Source organism: Psychrobacter sp. AOP22-C1-C5, from assembly GCF_052378885.1.
Lineage (GTDB): Bacteria > Pseudomonadota > Gammaproteobacteria > Pseudomonadales > Moraxellaceae > Psychrobacter.
Map to the genome: position 1 here is coordinate 24,321 of NZ_JBQSYC010000014.1, position 18,702 is coordinate 43,022.

14 protein-coding genes and 1 pseudogene are annotated in these 18,702 nt (G+C 43.5%); 9 read left to right on the plus strand and 6 right to left on the minus strand.

Features of this window, described 5'->3' with window-relative positions:
- Window positions 1-54: 54 nt before the first annotated feature.
- A complete protein-coding gene (locus tag ACT3TH_RS13140) occupies window positions 55-1,497 on the plus strand; it encodes an FAD-binding oxidoreductase (protein ID WP_444756263.1) in 1,443 nt (480 codons plus the stop codon).
- Between the two features lie 90 nt (window positions 1,498-1,587).
- On the opposite strand, the pseudogene ACT3TH_RS13145 reads toward ACT3TH_RS13140, so the two are convergent.
- The 4 genes and pseudogenes from ACT3TH_RS13145 to ACT3TH_RS13160 form a co-directional block, all read right to left on the minus strand.
- Window positions 1,588-2,336: pseudogene (locus tag ACT3TH_RS13145) on the minus strand (IS5 family transposase).
- Window positions 2,337-2,510: 174 nt separating this feature from the next.
- Complete coding sequence (locus ACT3TH_RS13150; RefSeq protein WP_444756264.1) at window positions 2,511-3,674, minus strand: zinc-dependent alcohol dehydrogenase; 1,164 nt, start codon at window positions 3,672-3,674, stop codon at window positions 2,511-2,513.
- Between the two features lie 340 nt (window positions 3,675-4,014).
- On the minus strand, window positions 4,015-4,425 hold the full coding sequence (locus ACT3TH_RS13155; protein WP_444756277.1) for an IS5 family transposase: 411 nt from the start codon (window positions 4,423-4,425) through the stop codon (window positions 4,015-4,017).
- Between the two features lie 39 nt (window positions 4,426-4,464).
- On the minus strand, window positions 4,465-5,097 hold the full coding sequence (locus tag ACT3TH_RS13160) for a BLUF domain-containing protein (protein ID WP_444756265.1): 633 nt from the start codon (window positions 5,095-5,097) through the stop codon (window positions 4,465-4,467).
- 579 nt (window positions 5,098-5,676) lie between these two features.
- Between ACT3TH_RS13160 and ACT3TH_RS13165 the strand changes: the two genes are divergently transcribed.
- The 5 genes from ACT3TH_RS13165 to ACT3TH_RS13185 all read left to right on the plus strand — a co-directional run bounded on the left by ACT3TH_RS13165 (window position 5,677) and on the right by ACT3TH_RS13185 (window position 13,046).
- Window positions 5,677-7,314, plus strand: coding sequence for a nitrilase-related carbon-nitrogen hydrolase (locus tag ACT3TH_RS13165; RefSeq protein ID WP_444756266.1), 1,638 nt, complete (start codon window positions 5,677-5,679; stop codon window positions 7,312-7,314).
- A 341-nt stretch (window positions 7,315-7,655) separates the two neighbouring features.
- On the plus strand, window positions 7,656-8,195 hold the full coding sequence (locus ACT3TH_RS13170; protein WP_444756267.1) for a protein disulfide oxidoreductase: 540 nt from the start codon (window positions 7,656-7,658) through the stop codon (window positions 8,193-8,195).
- A gap of 504 nt (window positions 8,196-8,699) precedes the next feature.
- Window positions 8,700-11,546 carry an isoleucine--tRNA ligase gene (gene ileS / locus ACT3TH_RS13175; RefSeq protein WP_444756268.1) on the plus strand — a complete coding sequence of 949 codons (2,847 nt, stop codon included), beginning with the start codon at window positions 8,700-8,702 and terminating at the stop codon, window positions 11,544-11,546.
- Window positions 11,539-12,165, plus strand: a complete 627-nt coding sequence (gene lspA, locus ACT3TH_RS13180; protein ID WP_444756269.1) for a signal peptidase II — start codon at window positions 11,539-11,541, stop codon at window positions 12,163-12,165. The genes ileS and lspA overlap by 8 nt, the downstream gene beginning before the upstream one ends.
- A gap of 281 nt (window positions 12,166-12,446) precedes the next feature.
- The gene (locus ACT3TH_RS13185) at window positions 12,447-13,046 is read left to right on the plus strand and encodes an O-acetyl-ADP-ribose deacetylase (protein ID WP_444756270.1); all 600 of its coding nucleotides are present in this window, start codon (window positions 12,447-12,449) and stop codon (window positions 13,044-13,046) included.
- A gap of 143 nt (window positions 13,047-13,189) precedes the next feature.
- On the opposite strand, the gene ACT3TH_RS13190 is transcribed toward ACT3TH_RS13185, so the two are convergent.
- Window positions 13,190-13,849, minus strand: coding sequence for a DUF1294 domain-containing protein (locus ACT3TH_RS13190; protein ID WP_444756271.1), 660 nt, complete (start codon window positions 13,847-13,849; stop codon window positions 13,190-13,192).
- Window positions 13,850-14,011: 162 nt separating this feature from the next.
- Here ACT3TH_RS13190 and fkpB point away from each other — a divergent pair, with 162 nt between their 5' ends.
- Window positions 14,012-14,509 (plus strand): FKBP-type peptidyl-prolyl cis-trans isomerase, encoded by a 498-nt coding sequence (fkpB, locus tag ACT3TH_RS13195; RefSeq protein ID WP_444756272.1) that lies wholly within the window; start codon window positions 14,012-14,014, stop codon window positions 14,507-14,509.
- A gap of 58 nt (window positions 14,510-14,567) precedes the next feature.
- Entirely contained in the window at window positions 14,568-15,608 is a 1,041-nt protein-coding gene (locus tag ACT3TH_RS13200; protein ID WP_444756273.1) for an aldo/keto reductase, read from the plus strand.
- Window positions 15,609-15,771: 163 nt separating this feature from the next.
- Here the strand turns inward: ACT3TH_RS13200 and ACT3TH_RS13205 are convergent, their stop codons facing one another.
- Complete coding sequence (locus ACT3TH_RS13205) at window positions 15,772-16,572, minus strand: lysophospholipid acyltransferase family protein (RefSeq protein WP_444756274.1); 801 nt, start codon at window positions 16,570-16,572, stop codon at window positions 15,772-15,774.
- A 454-nt stretch (window positions 16,573-17,026) separates the two neighbouring features.
- On the opposite strand from ACT3TH_RS13205, the gene hflX reads away from it, so the two are divergent.
- Entirely contained in the window at window positions 17,027-18,493 is a 1,467-nt protein-coding gene (gene hflX, locus ACT3TH_RS13210; protein WP_444756275.1) for a ribosome rescue GTPase HflX, read from the plus strand.
- Window positions 18,494-18,702 lie beyond the last annotated feature (209 nt).

Here is an 18,702-nt window from a genome sequence, read left to right on the forward strand (position 1 = left end):
CGATATAATAATCCCCTTTATGCATAGCGCTTACGTTTATACTGAGATTTGACCATGACTTCTTTATCTAGCCAAAGCACATCTGAAACCAACACAGCCGCTGTTCAAACTGTTTTGAGCACCTTGCTTGATACTCATCAATTCGATGCCAGCCAAATCAAAACCGATAGCGAGAGCTTAGAGCACTGGGGCAAAGATTGGACCAAACATTTCGCCCCTAATGCCGCTGCCATTGTCTTTCCAAAGACCACTGAGCAAGTACAAGCGATTGTATTACTCGCCAATGAACACAATGTCGTATTGACCCCAAGTGGTGGTCGTACAGGGCTCTCTGCTGGTGCAGTCGCATCCAATGGCGAGATGGTTGTCAGCATGGATAAAATGAACCGTATTGGTCAATTTTATCCTGCCGATCGTATGGTTGAGATTGAAGCCGGCGTGGTCACTGAACAGTTACAGCAGTTCGCCGAATCCAAAGATTTATACTACCCTGTTGATTTTGCTTCAGCAGGCTCTAGTCAAATGGGCGGTAATATCGGCACCAATGCAGGTGGTATCAAAGTGATTCGTTATGGCATGACCCGTCAATGGATCATGGGACTGACGGTGGTCACTGGTAAAGGGGATATCTTGCACCTCAATCGCGGTATGGTCAAAAATGCAACGGGTTATGATTTGCGCCAATTGTTTATCGGTAGTGAAGGCACGCTAGGATTAGTCACTCATGCTCAAATTAAGCTGGAGCGTCAGCCGCAAGACTTAAATGTCATGGTGCTGGGCATGGACAACTTTAATGATGTCATGAATGTCTTGTCTGCCTTCCAAGCGCAAATTGATTTGACTGCGTTTGAATTCTTTGATGATATCGCCATTGATAAGCTGATGGCACATGGTCAAGTGCAAGAACCGTTTGAATCACGTACCAAGTTTTATACGTTGCTAGAATTTGAAGCCCCATATGAGCCAATCATGGACAAAGCGATGGCGATATTTGAGCACTGCATGGAGCAAGGCTGGGTCGTCGATGGCGTCATGAGCCAAAGTTTGGCGCAAGCGACAGAGCTATGGAAGCTGCGCGAATATATCTCTGAGACTATATCGGTATTTACGCCTTACAAAAACGACGTATCCGTACTGATTACTCATGTGCCCGACTTTATCACTGAGATTGACCATATTGTCAGCAGCAACTACCCTGACTTTGAAGTCTGTTGGTTCGGTCACATTGGTGATGGTAACTTGCATCTCAATATCTTAAAGCCTACAAATATGGACAAGGACGTCTTTTTTGCCGAGTGCCAAATCGTCAATAAGTACGTGTTTGATACGGTACAAAAATATGGCGGTTCAGTCTCTGCTGAGCATGGCGTTGGTATGACCAAGAAGCCTTATTTACACTACAGTCGCAGTGAGACTGAGATTGATTACTTACGTGAGATTAAAAAAGTCTTTGATCCAAACAACATCATGAACCGTGGTAAGATTTTTGATATGTAATACATTGCTTTACTATAAAATTGACACAAAAAAGACGCGAACTCAGAGAGAATTTGCGTCTTTTTTTATTCGCACTGCTAGGGCGTGTCATCAATTAAGCCAAATGACACAAGAAACCAGAGGAATAGCACTCAGGAAATGACAGGCTAACTTGTCATAGCGAGTAGCAATCGCACGGTACTGCTTAATTTTGGTAAAGAAGTTCTCAATTAAGTGCCATACTTTATAGAGCTCTTTATCGAAGTCTCTTGGCTGCAACCGATGACACTTAGACGGTATAACTGCGTTGCCTTGTACGGCTTTAATCGGTTCAATGACACGGGCATCAGCATCGCAAGCCTTATCGGCAAGCCAAATTTGGCTAATACTGACATCGAGCAGTTCATCTGAGCCACACAGGTCATGCGCTGCTCCACCTGTCAGATAAAAGCCAGTAGGATTGCCTAGCACATCTGTACGAGTATGTATTTTGGTCGTCAGTCCACCTTTGCTGCGGCCGATGGCTTAATCCCTTTTTTTCCAGCGCTATGCTGATGGGCTTTAATAATAGTGGCATCTAGCATGGCATATTCATCATCGGATTGCTCAGACAACTGATTAAAAAACTGTTCCCATACGCCTTTTTTTGATCAACGGCTAAAACGAGTATGAATCACTCTAAAGTCGCCAAAGCGTTCAGGTAGATCACGCCAAGCTATGCCTGTTTTATAACGATACAGTACGGCTTCTACAAATAAGCGGTTATTCTTTGCAGTAACACCAACGTCATTTGGTTGACCTGGCAGAATGTCTTTAATGCTCTCCCATTGGTTATCTCGTAGGGCATGGCGTCTTGTTATGATGGTTTTACTCAGATTGCTAAATATAGAGTTACTATAGCTTATTCTAAAATAACTGTGCTAATTGATGACACGCCCTAGCTGCTTTAGCGATAATCATTATTTGAGATAATCTCGTTAAAGCAGCTATGACCTAACCTTTAAATGTTAAAAGTTAAGGGTAAATTTGAAAAATTAAGGAGTTAAAATGACTTTACGACATTCTTCTTCACGCTTTTCGAAAATTTCATAACCTTTAGCAGCGTCAGACAAATTCATACGGTGAGTAATAATAGCTTCAGGTGATAAATCACCATTTTCAATATACTCTAATAATTGTGGTAAATACTTGTGTACATGGGTTTGGCCCATTTTGAAAGTAAGCCCCTTATCAAAAGCGTCACCAAATAAGAAACCATGAATGGGTCCTGCATACACACCAGGAACACTAACGACCCCGCCACGACGCACAGCTGCAATACATTGACGTAAAGCTGCACCACTTGACCCTTCAATTTTCAAATTGGTCATTATTGTTTCTAGCATACTGCCTTTGGCTTCAAAGCCAATCGCATCAATAACGCTGTCAACGCCGCGATGCCCTTTGGTTTGTTCAATGATGAATTCAGCAGCATCTACCTTATCGAAATTAACCGGAACAGCCCCGTACGTATCTTTGGCATACTGCAAACGGTAGTCATTATGATCTACCACGAAGATCTGCTCAGCGCCTAACATTTTGGCACAAGCTGCTGATAACAACCCCACAGGACCCGCACCATAAATAGCTACGGTTGAACCTTTAGTAATATTGGCATTAGTCACGGCCTGCCAAGCAGTCGGTAAAATATCTGATAAAAATAAAACCTTCTCATCTGACAGTGAGCCAGGTACTTTGAACGGATTAAAATTACCTTTAGGAACCCGTACAAATTCTGCTTGTCCACCAGGAATCCCACCATATAAATGGCTAAAACCAAATAAAGCAGCCGGTGGCGGAATTATTTTTTTATTAAGCGCAGCGCCTGGGCCTGTATTTGTAGTCTCACAAGCAGACATTAGGTCATGCTGACAGAAAAAGCAGTTACCACATGCGATAACAAAAGGAATAACAACTCTGTCGCCTTTCTTAACAGCAGTGACTTCAGAGCCTACTTCTTCAACCACACCCATAAACTCATGACCGAAAATATCGCCTTCCTCGGTTGCAGGCATTTTGCCACGATACAAGTGTAAATCTGAGCCACAAATTGCAGTCGCAGTCACACGTAAAATAACATCATCTTTTTCTTGCAGTTTAGGGTCTGGGACATTGTCCACTCGCACATCTTTAGCACCGTGGTAGGTTAAAGCACGCATAATTTCTCCAATTAAGTAAAGATTGCAAAATCTAGATGAGCAATAAGCTGTGATAATACAAGATGAAAATTATTAGAATCAGTGGTTTATGTTATATAAGTTAAGTATTACTTAATTATATTAGCACCTTGAAAATCGAGATTTATAATTAACGTGTGTTAAAAAGGTTGCGTGTTGTAAGTAAAAAATGTAGTCGTGTAAACGAAGATGAGAGGTAAAACTATGTTGGGATATGGAGGATTTAATTTCATTTATGAAGTGAATGTACACGTGGCTAATTCTATTGAAATAAATATTAAGGCAAATTACTAATTATTAGAAACAGTGTTAGGGCGTGTCATCAATTAAGCCAAGTGACACAAGAAACCAGATGAATAGCACTCAGGAAATGACAGGCCAACTTGTCATAGCGAGTAGCAATCGCACGGTACTGCTTAATCTTGGCAAAGAAGTTCTCAATTAATTGCCTTGCTTTATAGAGCTCTTTATCGAAGTCTCTTGGCTGCAACCGATGACACTTAGACGGTATAACTGCGTTGCCTTGTACGGCTTTAATCAGTTCAATGACACGGGCATCAGCATCGCAAGCCTTATCGACAAACCAGGTTTGGCTAATACTGACATCGAGCAGTTCATCTGAGCCACACAGGTCATGCGCTGCTCCACCTGTCAGATAAAAGCCAGTAGGATTGCCTATCGCATCTGTACGAGTATGTATTTTGGTCGTCAGTCCACCTTTGCTTCGGCCGATGGCTTGATCCCTTTTTTTCCAGCGCTATGCTGATGGGCTTTACCAAAAGTACAACAGCATCAGCCCTACTATGAGCAGTAAGCTTAAGAAACCTTGTACGATTAAAAAGGCTTGATGCGGTGCAGCAATGTGACGAAACATATTGCCCAGCGCATTATAAGTAATACCTGCTGCCTGAATGTGCGGCGGATGATCAAAGTTTTTGATAAGCGCCAAAAAGTGCTCGGTACGCTCAGGCGACCAATCGTGCGGAAAAAACGGCAAATACGGTGATAGCTGCGCGGCTTGTTTTTTACTAGCAGGCGACCATAACCAGCGCTCCAAAAATAGCAAACGCATACGCCAGTCGGCGAAGCTACGCTCATCTATGGTTTGCAGCAGTAACGTCTCAACGTTTTTATGGCGGCTATCAGCGAAGATACGCTGCTTTAGTGCAAACACGTGAGCCTTCTTGCCTTCGATGCATTGTAAAAACTGACCATTGCCATAACATAAGATGCCTGTGATGCCATTCTGCTGATTATAATGACGTGCATGACGCTCTACTTCTTCGAATATTGAAGTGTTCAAGCGTGAGCCAAGCGTCAAACTGCTGACATACACCAATTGAATCAGAGCTGAGTCTTCTATGTCATCACCCATACTGACTCTATCGTTATAATTTAAGGGCATAATAAATCATCCTGAAAAGCCGCGCTTATAGACGGCAAAATTAAACAACAAACAACAAAGATGCCCAAAAATACAAAGGATAGGGACTCACAAAAACGTAGCAAATAATTACCACGTTAGCCTGTTATTGAAAATGTGGCTTGTTATGATAGCGAACAAAATAAAAGGTATCGAGAAATGGGTACTGAAAGGAACTATTTAAAGGTGATATGAGATTGATATCAGAAATAATTCATATAATTTTTTGAAGACAGATATTAGATTCACATTTGTTCGAGTTACTATTGTTCATCACTGCTGATAGCTAACTCTATACTTGCTTCTTAAGCATCATTTTTATCGATGTTCTGACCAACACGTCACTTAAATCAAAGTCAACTCTAGTAAAATACATGGGCTAAATGAGATAGAATATCGTTATAACGTATTGTAAATACAGCGATAAATCATTGTAACGATAATATTCTACTATTGAAATATATTTATCGTTTCAGTTACACAAAGACCTGTTAGCCAAATACTTTCATGTCTCTAGATCTGATATCACCACACCAGTAAAAAGCGAAAAACAGGAAAATTATGAGCAAAATAGAAAAGTTAGACTACTTTCATCTTACGATTGCCGAGATTAAGAAGAAAGACTATCCACAACTAAAAGCATTAATGGATCGCGTCTATGTCAACTTAGGTGGCGCTTGGTCAAAGAATACTATTAATACCTTGATTGACGCTTTCCCTGAAGGCCAGATTGCTTTGTTTGACCACGATCAATTGATCGGTATCGTCTTATCCATGCGCGTTGATTATGCAAAGTTCTCAAACCCGCATACTTATGATGATTTAATTGGTCAAAAAGAGATCATCAGAGACGACCCAGAAGGGGACGCTATCTATGGGTTAGATGCGTTAATTGATCCTGAATATCGTGGTTATCGCTTGGGGCGCAGGTTGTATGATGCCCGTAAAGAGCTTTGTCGCCAGCTAAACTTCCGTGCTATTTTGGCGGGTGGTCGCATTCCCAATTATCATAATCACCAAGACCTTACGCCGGGCGAATATATCGATGCGGTCGCGGCTCGTGAAATCCATGATCCTGCGCTGTCTTTTCAATTATCGAACGGCTTTATCGTCAAGCGTATTTTGACAGCCTACCTACCTGATGACGCACAATCTAAAGGATTTGCCACGCTACTTGAGTGGGCAAATATTTATTATGAGCCAAAAGACTATAAGCCTAATACACGCAAGTCTGAAGTGCGTATCGGTGGTATTCAATGGCAAATGCGTGAGGTCGAGTCACCCGAAGAACTGTTACAACAAGTCGAATTCTTTGTCGATGTCATGGCCGATTACAACTCAGACTTTGCTTGTTTGCCAGAGTTTTTTAATGCGCCTTTAATGGGTTTGTGTGAATCAACCGATCAGAACATCGCGATTCGCTTTTTGGCAGGTTATACCGAATGGTTCAAAAACGAAGTTTCGCATTTAGCGGTTAGCTATAACGTCAACGTGATCATGGGCTCAATGCCATTATTAGATGAAGACGATACGTTATACAATGTCAGCTACTTGTGCCGCCGCGATGGTACGGTTGAAGAACAACGCAAAATCCATATTACGCCTCATGAGCGTAGTGCTTGGGTCATCGAAGGTGGTGACGAAGTTAAAGTATTCGATACAGATGCTGGCCGTATTGGTATCTTGGTCTGCTATGATGTTGAATTCCCTGAGCTTGCCCGCTTGCTGGCGCTTGACGACATGGATATTTTGTTCGTGCCTTTCTGGACAGATACCAAAAATGGCTATTTGCGTGTGCGTCACTGTGCTCAAGCGCGTGCCATTGAGAACGAATGTTATGTGATGATTTGTGGCTCAGTGGGTAACTTACCGCAAGTTGAAAGCTTAGACATTCAGTACGCGCAGTCGTCTATCTTTTCACCATCGGACTTTGCGTTCCCGCATGACGCGATTATGGCAGAAACGACGGCCAACACTGAAATGATCTTCTTCTCAGATGTGAATTTAGATAAGCTGACTCACGTCCGTAACGAAGGCTCGGTACATAATCTGATTGATCGCCGTGATGATTTATTTAGCTTAAAATGGAAGCGAAAAGCCAAAATTCCTGCAAGCAAGCTGAGTGATGAAGAGCGCCGTGAAAATTCAGGCAGTGTCCTCACTGGTGATCCATTACAAAACCGCGCACAAAAACCCTAGTTAGCTCATGCTAGTCGCCTAATATAAGCGTCATATAGTAATAGTATTTAATAAACGGCTGACCACTCAGCCGTTTATTTTTATCTACAGTCTATTCACTGTAAAATAAGTACAGCTGAGCTGAAATAGACTCTCTTTAGATTGAATTGCGTATATTAAAAAATACTCAGGACAAAACCAGCTGTTATGACGAATGCTGTAGTCAGGTCAATATAAAAAAGAGTCAGCATGACTAGGGCAAATTTTTTGCCGCCTCTGTCGGCGAAAGCACAGCAAGCAAGAAAAATTTTTATTAGTCACGCATTTAATGCCGTGTATCCATTCTTTTGAGTATCGACTATATGCGTAAAACAACACAGACACTAAAAAAGACACCGACCCAGAAGGTGCTGTCTGTTTTTAAAACCGTATTGCTATATGCTCTGATGTTTATCGTAATCTATACAGCGATCAATTGGTGGCGCCAACCTATCATGCCAGCCAACCCGCAGTTGCAATTGACAGATTATCAAAGTCAAACTATTAACTTGGCAGCATTGAGCCATGAGCAACCAACGCTGGTATATTTTTGGGGTACATGGTGTTCAGTTTGTAGTATCACCTCTCCAACGATAGACAAGCTTGCATCGGCAGGCAATTACCCCGTTGTCACTATTGCTGTTAAATCAGGATCTGACCAAGAGCTACAGAGTTATCTTAATCAAAACAGTTATGATTTTATGACAATAAACGACCAAGAAGGCAGTATCTTTGCCGATTGGCAAGGACAAGTCACGCCATCATATGTTGTTTTAAAAGACGGTGAGATGACTCAAGGTTTGACTGGTATTCAGCCACTTTGGTCATTAAAATTGCGGCTATGGTTGTCCTCAATTTTTTAGCATTTCGCCACTTTGTTTGCACTAGCGAATAACTACCTAAGCATGTCAAAAACATAGTTTAATCAGTGCGGTGCTTATAAGATAAACCGTTGATGTTGAGCGAAATAGAAGCAACACCGGTCAGCTCTTTTTACCCCTTCCTTTTTGGCATATAATAGCTGCCTTTATCTTAAGATAGCTCTACTTGGTTTTATGATTGCCCTTTATGGCTGATACCTGTATTTTAGGTTGCATTCGGCGCATTAGCATTTATTATTGATGTACCTGTATTTATAAAAAGCTGATATAAACTTTTCTGACTAATGGTTTGCAAGCAGGGTTCTATTTCTATTTGCTACAAAATTTTTACCCAAGCGACCTTGTATTGCTTTTAAAGCGATTTAACACCATAAACAAGAGCACGACCCTTGATGCCTAACCCATGAGCTGAGCACTGTTTTAAATTTCGTCCCTAATGTTGAATCAATTTTTTAACCCACTTCTACCTTTTAAAAAGACACCTTTATGACTGATAAAAGTACCGATACACCAAGCCACGATTATAAAGACACCCTAAACCTTGCCGATACGCCATTTGCGATGCGTGCAAACCTTGCCAAACGTGAGCCAGATTGGCTTGCTGCTTGGGAAGCGGATGACGTGTATGGCAAAATTCGCACGGCGCGTGCGGGTGCGCCCAAGTATATTTTGCACGATGGCCCTCCGTACGCCAACGGTCAGATTCACTTAGGTCACGCGGTCAATAAAGTACTAAAAGACATTATCGTAAAGTCAAAAACGCTATCAGGTTTTGATGCGCCTTACGTGCCCGGTTGGGACTGTCATGGTCTGCCTATCGAGCAAAAGGTAGAAGCCAAAGTCGGCAAAGTCGGTCAAAAAGTCTCTGCGACTGAGTTTCGCGGGCTTTGCCGTGAGTATGCCAGTACACAAATTGACCTACAAAAGGCAGATTTTAAGCGTCTGGGGGTGTTTGGCGATTGGGACAATCCTTATTTGACGATGAACTTCCATCAAGAAGCCAACATCGTACGCGCCCTTGCCAAAATTTATGACAACGGTCATGTGACTCGCGGTATGAAACCTGTCAACTGGTGCTTGGACTGTAGTTCTGCATTGGCAGAAGCTGAGGTCGAGTACCAAGATAAAGTCTCTGATGCGATCTACGTCAGCTTTGATGTGCTGGACACCGATAAGGTGGCGTCACTGTCTGAAATAAAAGACAACGTCGCCGCAGTTATCTGGACAACGACGCCGTGGACATTGCCTGCAAACCAAGCCATCTCAGTACATCCTGAGCATGACTATAGCGTAGTCGCCACTGAAAAAGGCAACTTGCTATTAGCGACTGATTTGGTTGAAACGGCACTGACTGAACTTAAATTAGAAAATAAAGGTGTCCTTGCGACCGTATCAGGCCGTGAGCTTGAAGGCTTGCGCGCCCAACATCCATTGATTGTAGAGCGTCAAGTGCCACTTATCTTAGGTGAGCATGTGACGACCGACAGTGGTACTGGTCTGGTACATACTGCGCCCGGTCATGGTCTTGACGATTATATCGTTGGTCTTAAATATGATTTGCCCGTTGAAAACCCAGTAAGCGGTACGGGCGTCTATTTAGAGAGCGCAGCGGTATTTGCTGGTGAGCATATCTATAAAGCCAATCCAAAAATCATCGCCGCTTTGTATGAGAACGGTCATCTAATCAACCATACCAAGATTGAGCACAGCTATCCGCATTGCTGGCGTCATAAGTCGCCGATTATCTTCCGCGCGACCCCGCAGTGGTTTATCAGTATGGAAGCCAAAGGCTTGCGTGAGCGCGCACTTGCTGATATCCCTAAAGTCAACTGGACGCCAGCGTGGGGGCAGAATCGTATTGAAGCCATGATGAATGGTCGTCCTGATTGGTGTATCTCACGCCAGCGTACATGGGGCGTACCCATCACTTTCTTTACGCACAAAGAAACTGGCGAGCTGCATCCAAACACGCTTGAGCTGATGGAAACGGCTGCCCAAAAAATCAATGAGGGCGGCGTAGAAGCTTGGTTTGATGCCAGCTGTGAAGACTTCTTGGGTGACGAGGCGGCTGATTATGACAAAGCAACTGATACCTTAGACGTGTGGTTTGATTCAGGTACAACCCATTTTGCGGTGCTTGAACAGCGTGATGAGCTGACCAACCCTGCTGATATCTATCTTGAAGGCTCTGACCAACATCGCGGCTGGTTCCAGACATCTTTACTGACTTCTGAAGCCATGTATGAGCGCCCGCCGTTTAAGCAAGTATTGACCCATGGTTTTGTCGTCGATGAAAACGGTCGCAAGATGAGTAAGTCACTTGGCAATATCATCACGCCGCAAGAAGAAATCAACAAAACGGGCGCGGACATGCTACGTTTGTGGATTGCATCTAGCGATTATCGTTATGAGATGAGCGCGAGTAAAGCCTCATTTAAAGGGGCAACCGATCAGTATCGCCGCATCCGAAATACGCTGCGTTTTTTACTTGCCAATACTGATGACTTTAATCCAGAGACCGACAGCGTTGATGTTAATGAATTGGTAAGCCTAGATAAGTTCATCATTGAACGTGCGCAAGCAGTACAAGCACAGATTATTAGTGCGTATGATGCCATGGACTTTCACCAAGTCACTCAGCATGTGACAGCGTTTTGTTCGCAAGACTTGGGTAGCTTCTATTTAGATATCATCAAAGACCGTCAATACACCACACAAACCGATGGTCAGCCGCGCCGCTCTGCACAAACGGCTATTTATCATATTGCTGATGCTCTAATCCGCTGGATCGCACCTATCTTATCGTTCACGGCGCAAGAAGCGTGGGAAGTATTGCATGGCACAGACAGTTATGTGTTCACTGAAGAATGGTACACCTTCCCAGAGTTTGAGCTAAGCGCCATCAGTAACGATGACTGGCAACGTATCATGCTGGCTAAAGACATGGTCAATAAAAACATCGAAACGGCACGCGGCGAAAAAATCATCAACGCCAATCTATCAGCCGATGTCAGCCTATATGCCGATGGCTCGATGCATGATAGCTTAACGAAATTAGGTGAAGAGCTTCGTTTTGTTCTTATTACTAGCAAGGCGACATTGCAGCCGATGAGCGCTGTACCGACTAACTTGGGTAGTCAAGATGGGCAAACTGACATCGATACAGACGAATCTGTAGATTTGGTCGTAGATGTAAAAGCTGCAACTGGTACCAAATGCGTGCGCTGTTGGCACATCCGTGACGATATTGGAACAGATAGTGGACACCCTGAATTGTGTGCTCGTTGCGTAACCAATGTCAGCGGTGATGGCGAGGTGCGCCACTATGCCTAATTCAACAGAAAATAATCTGCCACCTGTTGATGTTGATAGTACACCGAAGCCTGCTCATGCGACAACGGGTAACTCATCAACACCAAGAAGTCGCTTAACCAAAACGCCAAAAATTATAGCCAATGGTAGTCGCGCGTTTATGTGGTATCTATTGTCGTTGGTCGTGATAATCATTGACCAGTGGACGAAGTGGTTGGCTGAAACCAACCTGACTTTTCATGAGCCTGTACCTGTGATAGAGCCATTTCTTAACTGGACGCTTGCTTATAACTATGGCGCTGCCTTTAGCTTTCTGGCAGATGCTGGCGGTTGGCAAAAGTGGTTTTTTTCAGGGTTGGCGCTAGTGATGTCGCTTTTTTTGATAATCTATCTGATTAAAGCCCCTCGCAAAGCCACACTACTCTCTATCGGTCTGGCTTTGGTACTTGGCGGCGCGGTTGGCAACTTAATTGATCGTTTGCTCCATGGTCACGTCATTGATTTTATCCATGTGCATAATGCCGACGTTTGGCATTATCCGATCTTCAATATCGCTGATATGGGCATTAGCATTGGTGTGGCATTGATTGTTATTGATATGCTATTTTTAGAAAAGAAGCGTGAAGCGCCACGATCATAAGGTTAGATGATTTTATAAGAAAGAAAAAAAGGCGGAATACGTATAAGTAATCCGCCTTCTTTTTTGTCAGTTATTTATGATAAGTGAAAGTATTAGTGCAGCTTTCGTTATACGCTACTATAGCTATCACCTGCTATATAATCCTGCCTACCCAGCCAATCATAGGCACTAAATGTTATAAATTACAACTTATTCTACTCACACCATATACAAGTAAAACGCAGAAAGTCCTTTAGACTTTATCAATAAATGATTATCGAATAAATTAAAAAGGACTTTTTATGTCAACTAATCGCGCAGAGCCTATTTTTCAAAAACAGATGAATATTACCGACGCTGCTAACAATGAGCATGCTTTTACTTTGACCGTATTACAAGCAGACATTACCACGCTAAACGTCGATGCGATTGTCAATGCGGCCAATTCAAGTTTGCTGGGCGGCGGCGGTGTGGATGGTGCGATTCATCGAGCCGCTGGCCCAGCATTGCTTAATTATTGCCGCACATTGAATGGGTGTCAAACAGGCGATGCTAAAATAAGTCCAGCATTTGACTTGCCCTCTCAGTATGTGATTCATACTGTCGGTCCTGTTTGGCATGGGGGCAATCGTAATGAAGAAGCACTACTCACCAGCTGTTATCAAAAGTCGTTGGCGCTAGCGGTTGAGCAAGGTCTTGCCAGTATCGCCTTTCCCGCTATCAGTACGGGCGTCTATGGCTATCCATTAGATAAGGCCACCGAAGTAGCCATAGAAGCGGTACAAGCGTTTGTATTAAATGGTCTCAAGCAAGATGCTAACTTTTCGATCCGTGAGGTTATTTTCTGCTGCTATTCAGATAGAGATGCTATTGTCTACAAGCAAGCATTAGAAGAGAAGTAATAAATGGGTTTGAATAGTCGAGCCACTATAAAATAAACATAGGGCTACTGGGATAAATTTTGCGCATCCTCTGTTTGCGTAGGCACAGCAAGCAAGGAAAATTCATCTTAGTAGCTCGTTGCAATGCTTGTAAGCAATAATACCTACCACAACCCTTCCAAAAATGCCAAGCCGTCACCTGACAATATAAACAATAAGCCTGCCATATTAATTATGACAGTCAAGTAATAGGCCACGCGAAACTCAGGCTTTTGTGATTTATGACGTAGATAAGTCTGTGCAACCATAGCCCCTACCCAACCGCCAAGCGCGCTTAGCACATGCAATGTGGATTCAGGCGTTCGCCAATCGCCATTTTGGGCAGCCGCTTTGTCCTTAGCGTACATCGCATAGGTGATGACCCCCAATGCCGCGTACCAGCCTACCACCAGCCAGCTCAGCTTATTGGTAGCAGCCAATAAAAGCAAGACGCCATAGAACCCAGCGCCTAAGAACAAGCGTTTTTTTTGACCTGACTCAAAGTCCGCCTGAGCGCTACGTTTGGCATTACGCTGGCGAATTTGCTGATTCTTTTGCGCCATTTTTTGTTGTACGAAGTGAAGCTCTTGCACGTCTTTTGCTTGCTTTCGGCCTTGGTTGTCCTGCCCCACGGTAAACACCACTTGCTCACCGACATCAGGCCGACGGCGCGCTTTAAACTCATTAATATGAAAGAAGACGGACTCGCCATTCTGCGTCTCGATAAAACCAAAACCTTTGTCGTCTTGCCACTTTTTAATGTGGCCTTGTTGCTTATTTGCCATGGATACTCCTACGCTCTCTTAGACTCGGCAAATATAGTACACTATTTGCGTTACACTATTTACGCTTACAACCTTTTTCAGATGGCTTATCATTTCTGACATCGCTCGTAACTTCAATTTTTCATTCAGCAGTTTTTACCCAAGCAATAGGTGGCTTTTACTATGACCGATTCGCAGTTTATTAATCCAAACGAAGACACACGTATCACGTATGGCAGCCTTGTTAAGCTGCATTTTGAAGTATCGCTAGAAAACGGAACAGTCATTGACTCTACCTTTAGCCGAGACAAGCCTGTGAGCTTGACCATTGGTGATGAGAGTTTATTGCCAGGCTTTGAGCAGGTACTGATGAATCTGCGCGCAGGAGACACGCGTACAGCTCACCTTGAGCCAGAGCAGGCGTTTGGTGATTGGAACCCTGACAATATCCAACACTTCAGCCGCCCTCAGTTTGCACTCGTTGCTGACAATCCTGAAATAGGCATGATGGTTGAATTTGAAGACAAAGGTAAAAACACTTTGCCCGGTACCATTAGCGCTATTGATGATGACGAAATTGAGGTGGATTTTAACCATCCACTTGCTGGGCAATCCGTACTATTTAAAGTAAAAGTTTTTAAAGTGACCCCGCCTGGCGTTACTGGTATACAGTTAATGTAAACGCACAATCATAATAAAAGTAATTTTAAATAAAAACAAAGTCAAAAAGGACAGTCGTATGCAATATGAAACATTGCCACAACTCAATGAAAAAGTTTCTAAAATCTGCCTAGGTACCATGACGTGGGGACAGCAAAATACCGAATCTGACGCACACACGCAAATGGACATGGCACTGAGCGAAGGCGTGAACTTTTGGGATACTGCTGAGATGTATCCGTCACCGCCAGATAAAGACAAGCAAGGCGCTACCGAACAATTCATGGGCACATGGTTTAATAAGACCAAACAGCGTGACAAAGTCATTCTTGCTAGCAAAATCTCACCAATGGATTTTTTGCGTGATGGGCAGACACGTTATACGGCTGAACACATTAGCGGTGCGATTGATGGCAATCTTGAGCGTTTGCAGACCGATTATATCGATATTTATCAGCTACATTGGCCCGAGCGTCAGACCAACTTCTTCGGTCAGCGCGGCTATACAGAAGAGATGGCAGCCCAATCACTGGATGACTTAACACCCTTTTTAGAAACCATTCAAGCGTTAAATGATGAGATTAAAAAAGGTCGTATTCGCGCTTATGGCTTGTCGAACGACACTGCTTGGGGTCTAATGCGTTACCTATGGGAGGCGGATAAAAACGGCTTAATCGCGCCCATCACTGTCCAAAACCCTTATAGTTTACTTAACCGCCTATATGAAGTCGGTATGGCAGAAATGGCACATCGTGAAAGCGTTGGTCTGCTCGCTTACTCTCCGCTTGGCTTTGGCGTTCTGTCTGGTAAATATCTCGATGGCAAACGCCCAGCTGGCGCGCGTCTTACTATGTATGATCGCTTTGCCCGTTATACCAATGAGCAAGCCATATCAGCCACCGAACAGTATGCCAAGATCGCAGCGGAGGCAGGGTTAGACATGGCACAGATGGCATTGGCTTTTGTCAATTCGCGCTCGTTTGTCACCAGTAATATTATTGGAGCAACTACGACCAAACAGCTTAAATCTAATATCGATAGTATAAATGTCGATTTAACCAAAGATGTACTGGACGCAATTGAAGCGGTGCACACGCAGCATCCCAATCCATCACCTTAGAATGCAAGAAAAAGTCGTACCAGCAGAATATATTTACCAGTAAAAGCCTTTTTATTTTAAACTGACTAAAATAAAGAAAAAGGCGCAAATCGCTAAAATTATCACTGCGATTTGCGCCTTTTTTATGTCTACTTACGTTCTAACTCACATAAAGCTTTAGGCTTTAGGCTTTAGGAGCGGTCGTTAACACCCGCGAATGCAGTTCGGCCAAACCTTCTTGCATACGTGCTTGTAATAAATTGGTCAGCTCACTTTTATTCAAACCCTTGGGGTCTATAGACTCAAGTGGCAATACATAGGCGGTGACATCTTTACTATCAAGCACCTTTTTCAAGCTCTCTTTCATCGTAAGCTTACCGTAGTACGGTAGTGCTTCGCTCAAAGTCCCATCTTTATTGACATAAGCGATGACGAGAGGTCGAACAGGCACGTCCGCATCGATGGCGGCTTGTAGCAAAGTACCATGGATACGCTTAATCTTTTTGCCATCAGTCGTGGTCGCTTCTGGAAAAAATATCACCGAAAACCCTTCGGTTAAAAAGCTGGCAATTTGCGTTGCGACCGAACCTGCATCACCGGAACCACGCTCAATAAACACGGTGCCCGCGGCCTGAGCCAATTTACCAAATATAGGCCATTCGCCAATCTCAGCTTTAGATAAGAAAAAAGCGGGACTGAGCGTACCGACCACAGGGATATCCATCCATGACACATGATTGGATACCCATAGACCATGATGCTGCTCTACTGGCTCAATAGCAACGACCTTGACGCCAAAAGAGCCTGCCATTTTGCGGCAAAAGGTTTGGATATAGCGGGGTAAGGTTTCGCGCGGCGGTTGTCTAAACGCCCCAATTCTTTGGGCAGCGCGCATGCCACCAGCGATTGTCGTGGTCATGCCAGCAATTTGTCTGCCGCGACCCAACTGCCGTCTGAGTGAAAAGCCTGACTTAGATTGGCTCATCTGTGTCCCTCGTGATTAAAAAACTTATGATTATATATCTTAAACAAGCGCTGTGAGTATAACAAAATTCGTCCAGTCAGTGACGATTTGTGCACTGGATTATAAATCGCTTTTATTAATGTTTGAGTCTAGTATTTATTGCTCGTTTTTTAACCTTTTATTATCGAATAACATTCAAGATGACTGCCATTTCTTTGCCGACAGAACATTCAACCATTCACGCTGTAACATAAAATCATCAATAATCCTGCCAATACCCTTTAATATCAAGTGATAAGACCACATATAAATGGTTATCTGAACGCTGCTTTGATGCTCAGCTTAATAAGTTTAGACGTTTATTTCATAGCGTTATTTTCTTAAGCGCTGTGTTTTTAAGTCCTGTGTTTTTAAGTACTATGTTAAGCACGGGCATCAAAGCGGTTTATTTACTTTATTGAATAGGTGATACTCTTTGGATTATTTTGAAAGACATGAAGGTGGCGAACGCGCCATTATAGTACATTTAGACATCCGCCAAATCCAAGATCCTGATGATCTTGGCGAATTTGAGCTGTTGGCAGATTCGGCAGGTGCCGATCGTTTGGCACTGGTCACAGGTTCGCGCGCGCGTCCTGATGCCAAATACTTCGTAGGTAGCGGTAAAGCAGAAGAAATAGCAGAATTGGTGCGCGAGCACGACGCCGACATTGTCCTGTTTAACCACAGCTTGTCGCCCTCACAAGAGCGTAATATTGAAGCATTAGTGAAATGCCGCGTGCTTGACCGCACTGGCTTGATTTTGGATATTTTTGCGCAGCGTGCCCGTACCTATGAAGGTAAGCTGCAAGTAGAGCTGGCGCAGCTCAATCATCTATCGACGCGTTTGGTACGTGGTTGGACGCATTTGGAACGTCAAAAAGGCGGTATTGGTCTGCGTGGTCCTGGTGAAACCCAGCTTGAGACGGATCGTCGCTTGCTACAAGTACGAGTCATGCAGCTCAAAAGTAGAATTGAAAAAGTCAGACAGACACGTGCGCAAGGTCGAGCGCGCCGTCAAAAATCTGATGTACCAACTATCTCGCTTGTTGGTTATACCAATGCTGGTAAGTCTACTTTGTTTAATCGCTTGGTCGATGAAAATATTTATGCGGCCGACAAACTATTTGCGACGCTCGACCCGACGTTACGCCGCTTAGACTGGCAAGGTGTGGGGCGTGTAGTATTGGTCGATACCGTGGGTTTCGTCCGTCATCTTCCACATGAATTGGTTGAATCTTTTCACGCGACACTTGAAGAGACACTTGAAGCAGACTTACTGCTACACGTCATCGACTCATCAAGTGAAGACATGCATGAGCAGATTAAGGCGGTCAAAGACGTACTGGCCGAAATTAACAATGATGTACCGGTGCTTAATGTTTATAATAAGATCGATTTGACCGATGAGCCTGCGCATATCGGTTATGCCAGCGAAGGTCAACCCAATCGTGTCTATGTTTCTTCTAGAGAAAACTTAGGTATGGAAGAATTGTCATTGGCTGTACAGCAGTTACTGACCGGTACACTAACTACCTTTGATTTGACACTACCTTATAATGCAGGGCAGCTAAAAAATGCGTTGTATGAGCTCGGCGTCATTTTAGAAGAAAGCTATGACGACAATGGTCATGAATGCTTAACCATTCGTTTGCCAAGTGACCGATTAAGACAACTGCTCGGCCAAGCGGACTTAAAGCCTGTAGATGTCTTGCCATTAGCACAAGCCACACTACTGATGCCAGTACTTGAAGAATTCGAAAAATCTGATGACGATGAAGAGCTGACAATGACTGAAGCAGAAGAAAAAGCGTTTGAAGAATTTGATGCGATAAACTCTGTCACTGCAAATTCAGAAGAAGTCGTCGAAAAAGACGCGCGCACCTCTGATTCGCAGATTTAAACAGTCAGCTGTTTGAATGGCTCGTTATGTAAAATAGCTTTTCTATCAATAATAAATGAACGGTATCAATCGATACCGTTCATTTTTTTGTATGGCATATCGCTTTGTTTTTCTATAGTCTTCTTAAGGTAATTAAACGCGCTGTTTTCCTATAGGCTTTATTAGTTTGTCTGCGCTCTATATAATTCTTTGTGGCATATTTACTAAGT

Excerpts from the sequence above, each read along its gene's own strand:
- ACT3TH_RS13200 (WP_444756273.1), top strand. The coding sequence starts at position 14,568 with ATGCAATATGAAACATTGCCACAACTCAATGAAAAAGTTTCTAAAATC.
- fkpB (WP_444756272.1), top strand. The coding sequence starts at position 14,012 with ATGACCGATTCGCAGTTTATTAATCCAAACGAAGACACACGTATCACG.
- ACT3TH_RS13170 (WP_444756267.1), top strand. The coding sequence starts at position 7,656 with ATGCGTAAAACAACACAGACACTAAAAAAGACACCGACCCAGAAGGTG.
- ACT3TH_RS13185 (WP_444756270.1), top strand. The coding sequence starts at position 12,447 with ATGTCAACTAATCGCGCAGAGCCTATTTTTCAAAAACAGATGAATATT.
- ACT3TH_RS13205 (WP_444756274.1), bottom strand. The coding sequence starts at position 16,572 with ATGAGCCAATCTAAGTCAGGCTTTTCACTCAGACGGCAGTTGGGTCGC.
- ACT3TH_RS13140 (WP_444756263.1), top strand. The coding sequence starts at position 55 with ATGACTTCTTTATCTAGCCAAAGCACATCTGAAACCAACACAGCCGCT.
- ACT3TH_RS13150 (WP_444756264.1), bottom strand. The coding sequence starts at position 3,674 with ATGCGTGCTTTAACCTACCACGGTGCTAAAGATGTGCGAGTGGACAAT.
- ACT3TH_RS13165 (WP_444756266.1), top strand. The coding sequence starts at position 5,677 with ATGAGCAAAATAGAAAAGTTAGACTACTTTCATCTTACGATTGCCGAG.
- ACT3TH_RS13160 (WP_444756265.1), bottom strand. The coding sequence starts at position 5,097 with ATGCCCTTAAATTATAACGATAGAGTCAGTATGGGTGATGACATAGAA.
- ileS (WP_444756268.1), top strand. The coding sequence starts at position 8,700 with ATGACTGATAAAAGTACCGATACACCAAGCCACGATTATAAAGACACC.
- lspA (WP_444756269.1), top strand. The coding sequence starts at position 11,539 with ATGCCTAATTCAACAGAAAATAATCTGCCACCTGTTGATGTTGATAGT.
- ACT3TH_RS13190 (WP_444756271.1), bottom strand. The coding sequence starts at position 13,849 with ATGGCAAATAAGCAACAAGGCCACATTAAAAAGTGGCAAGACGACAAA.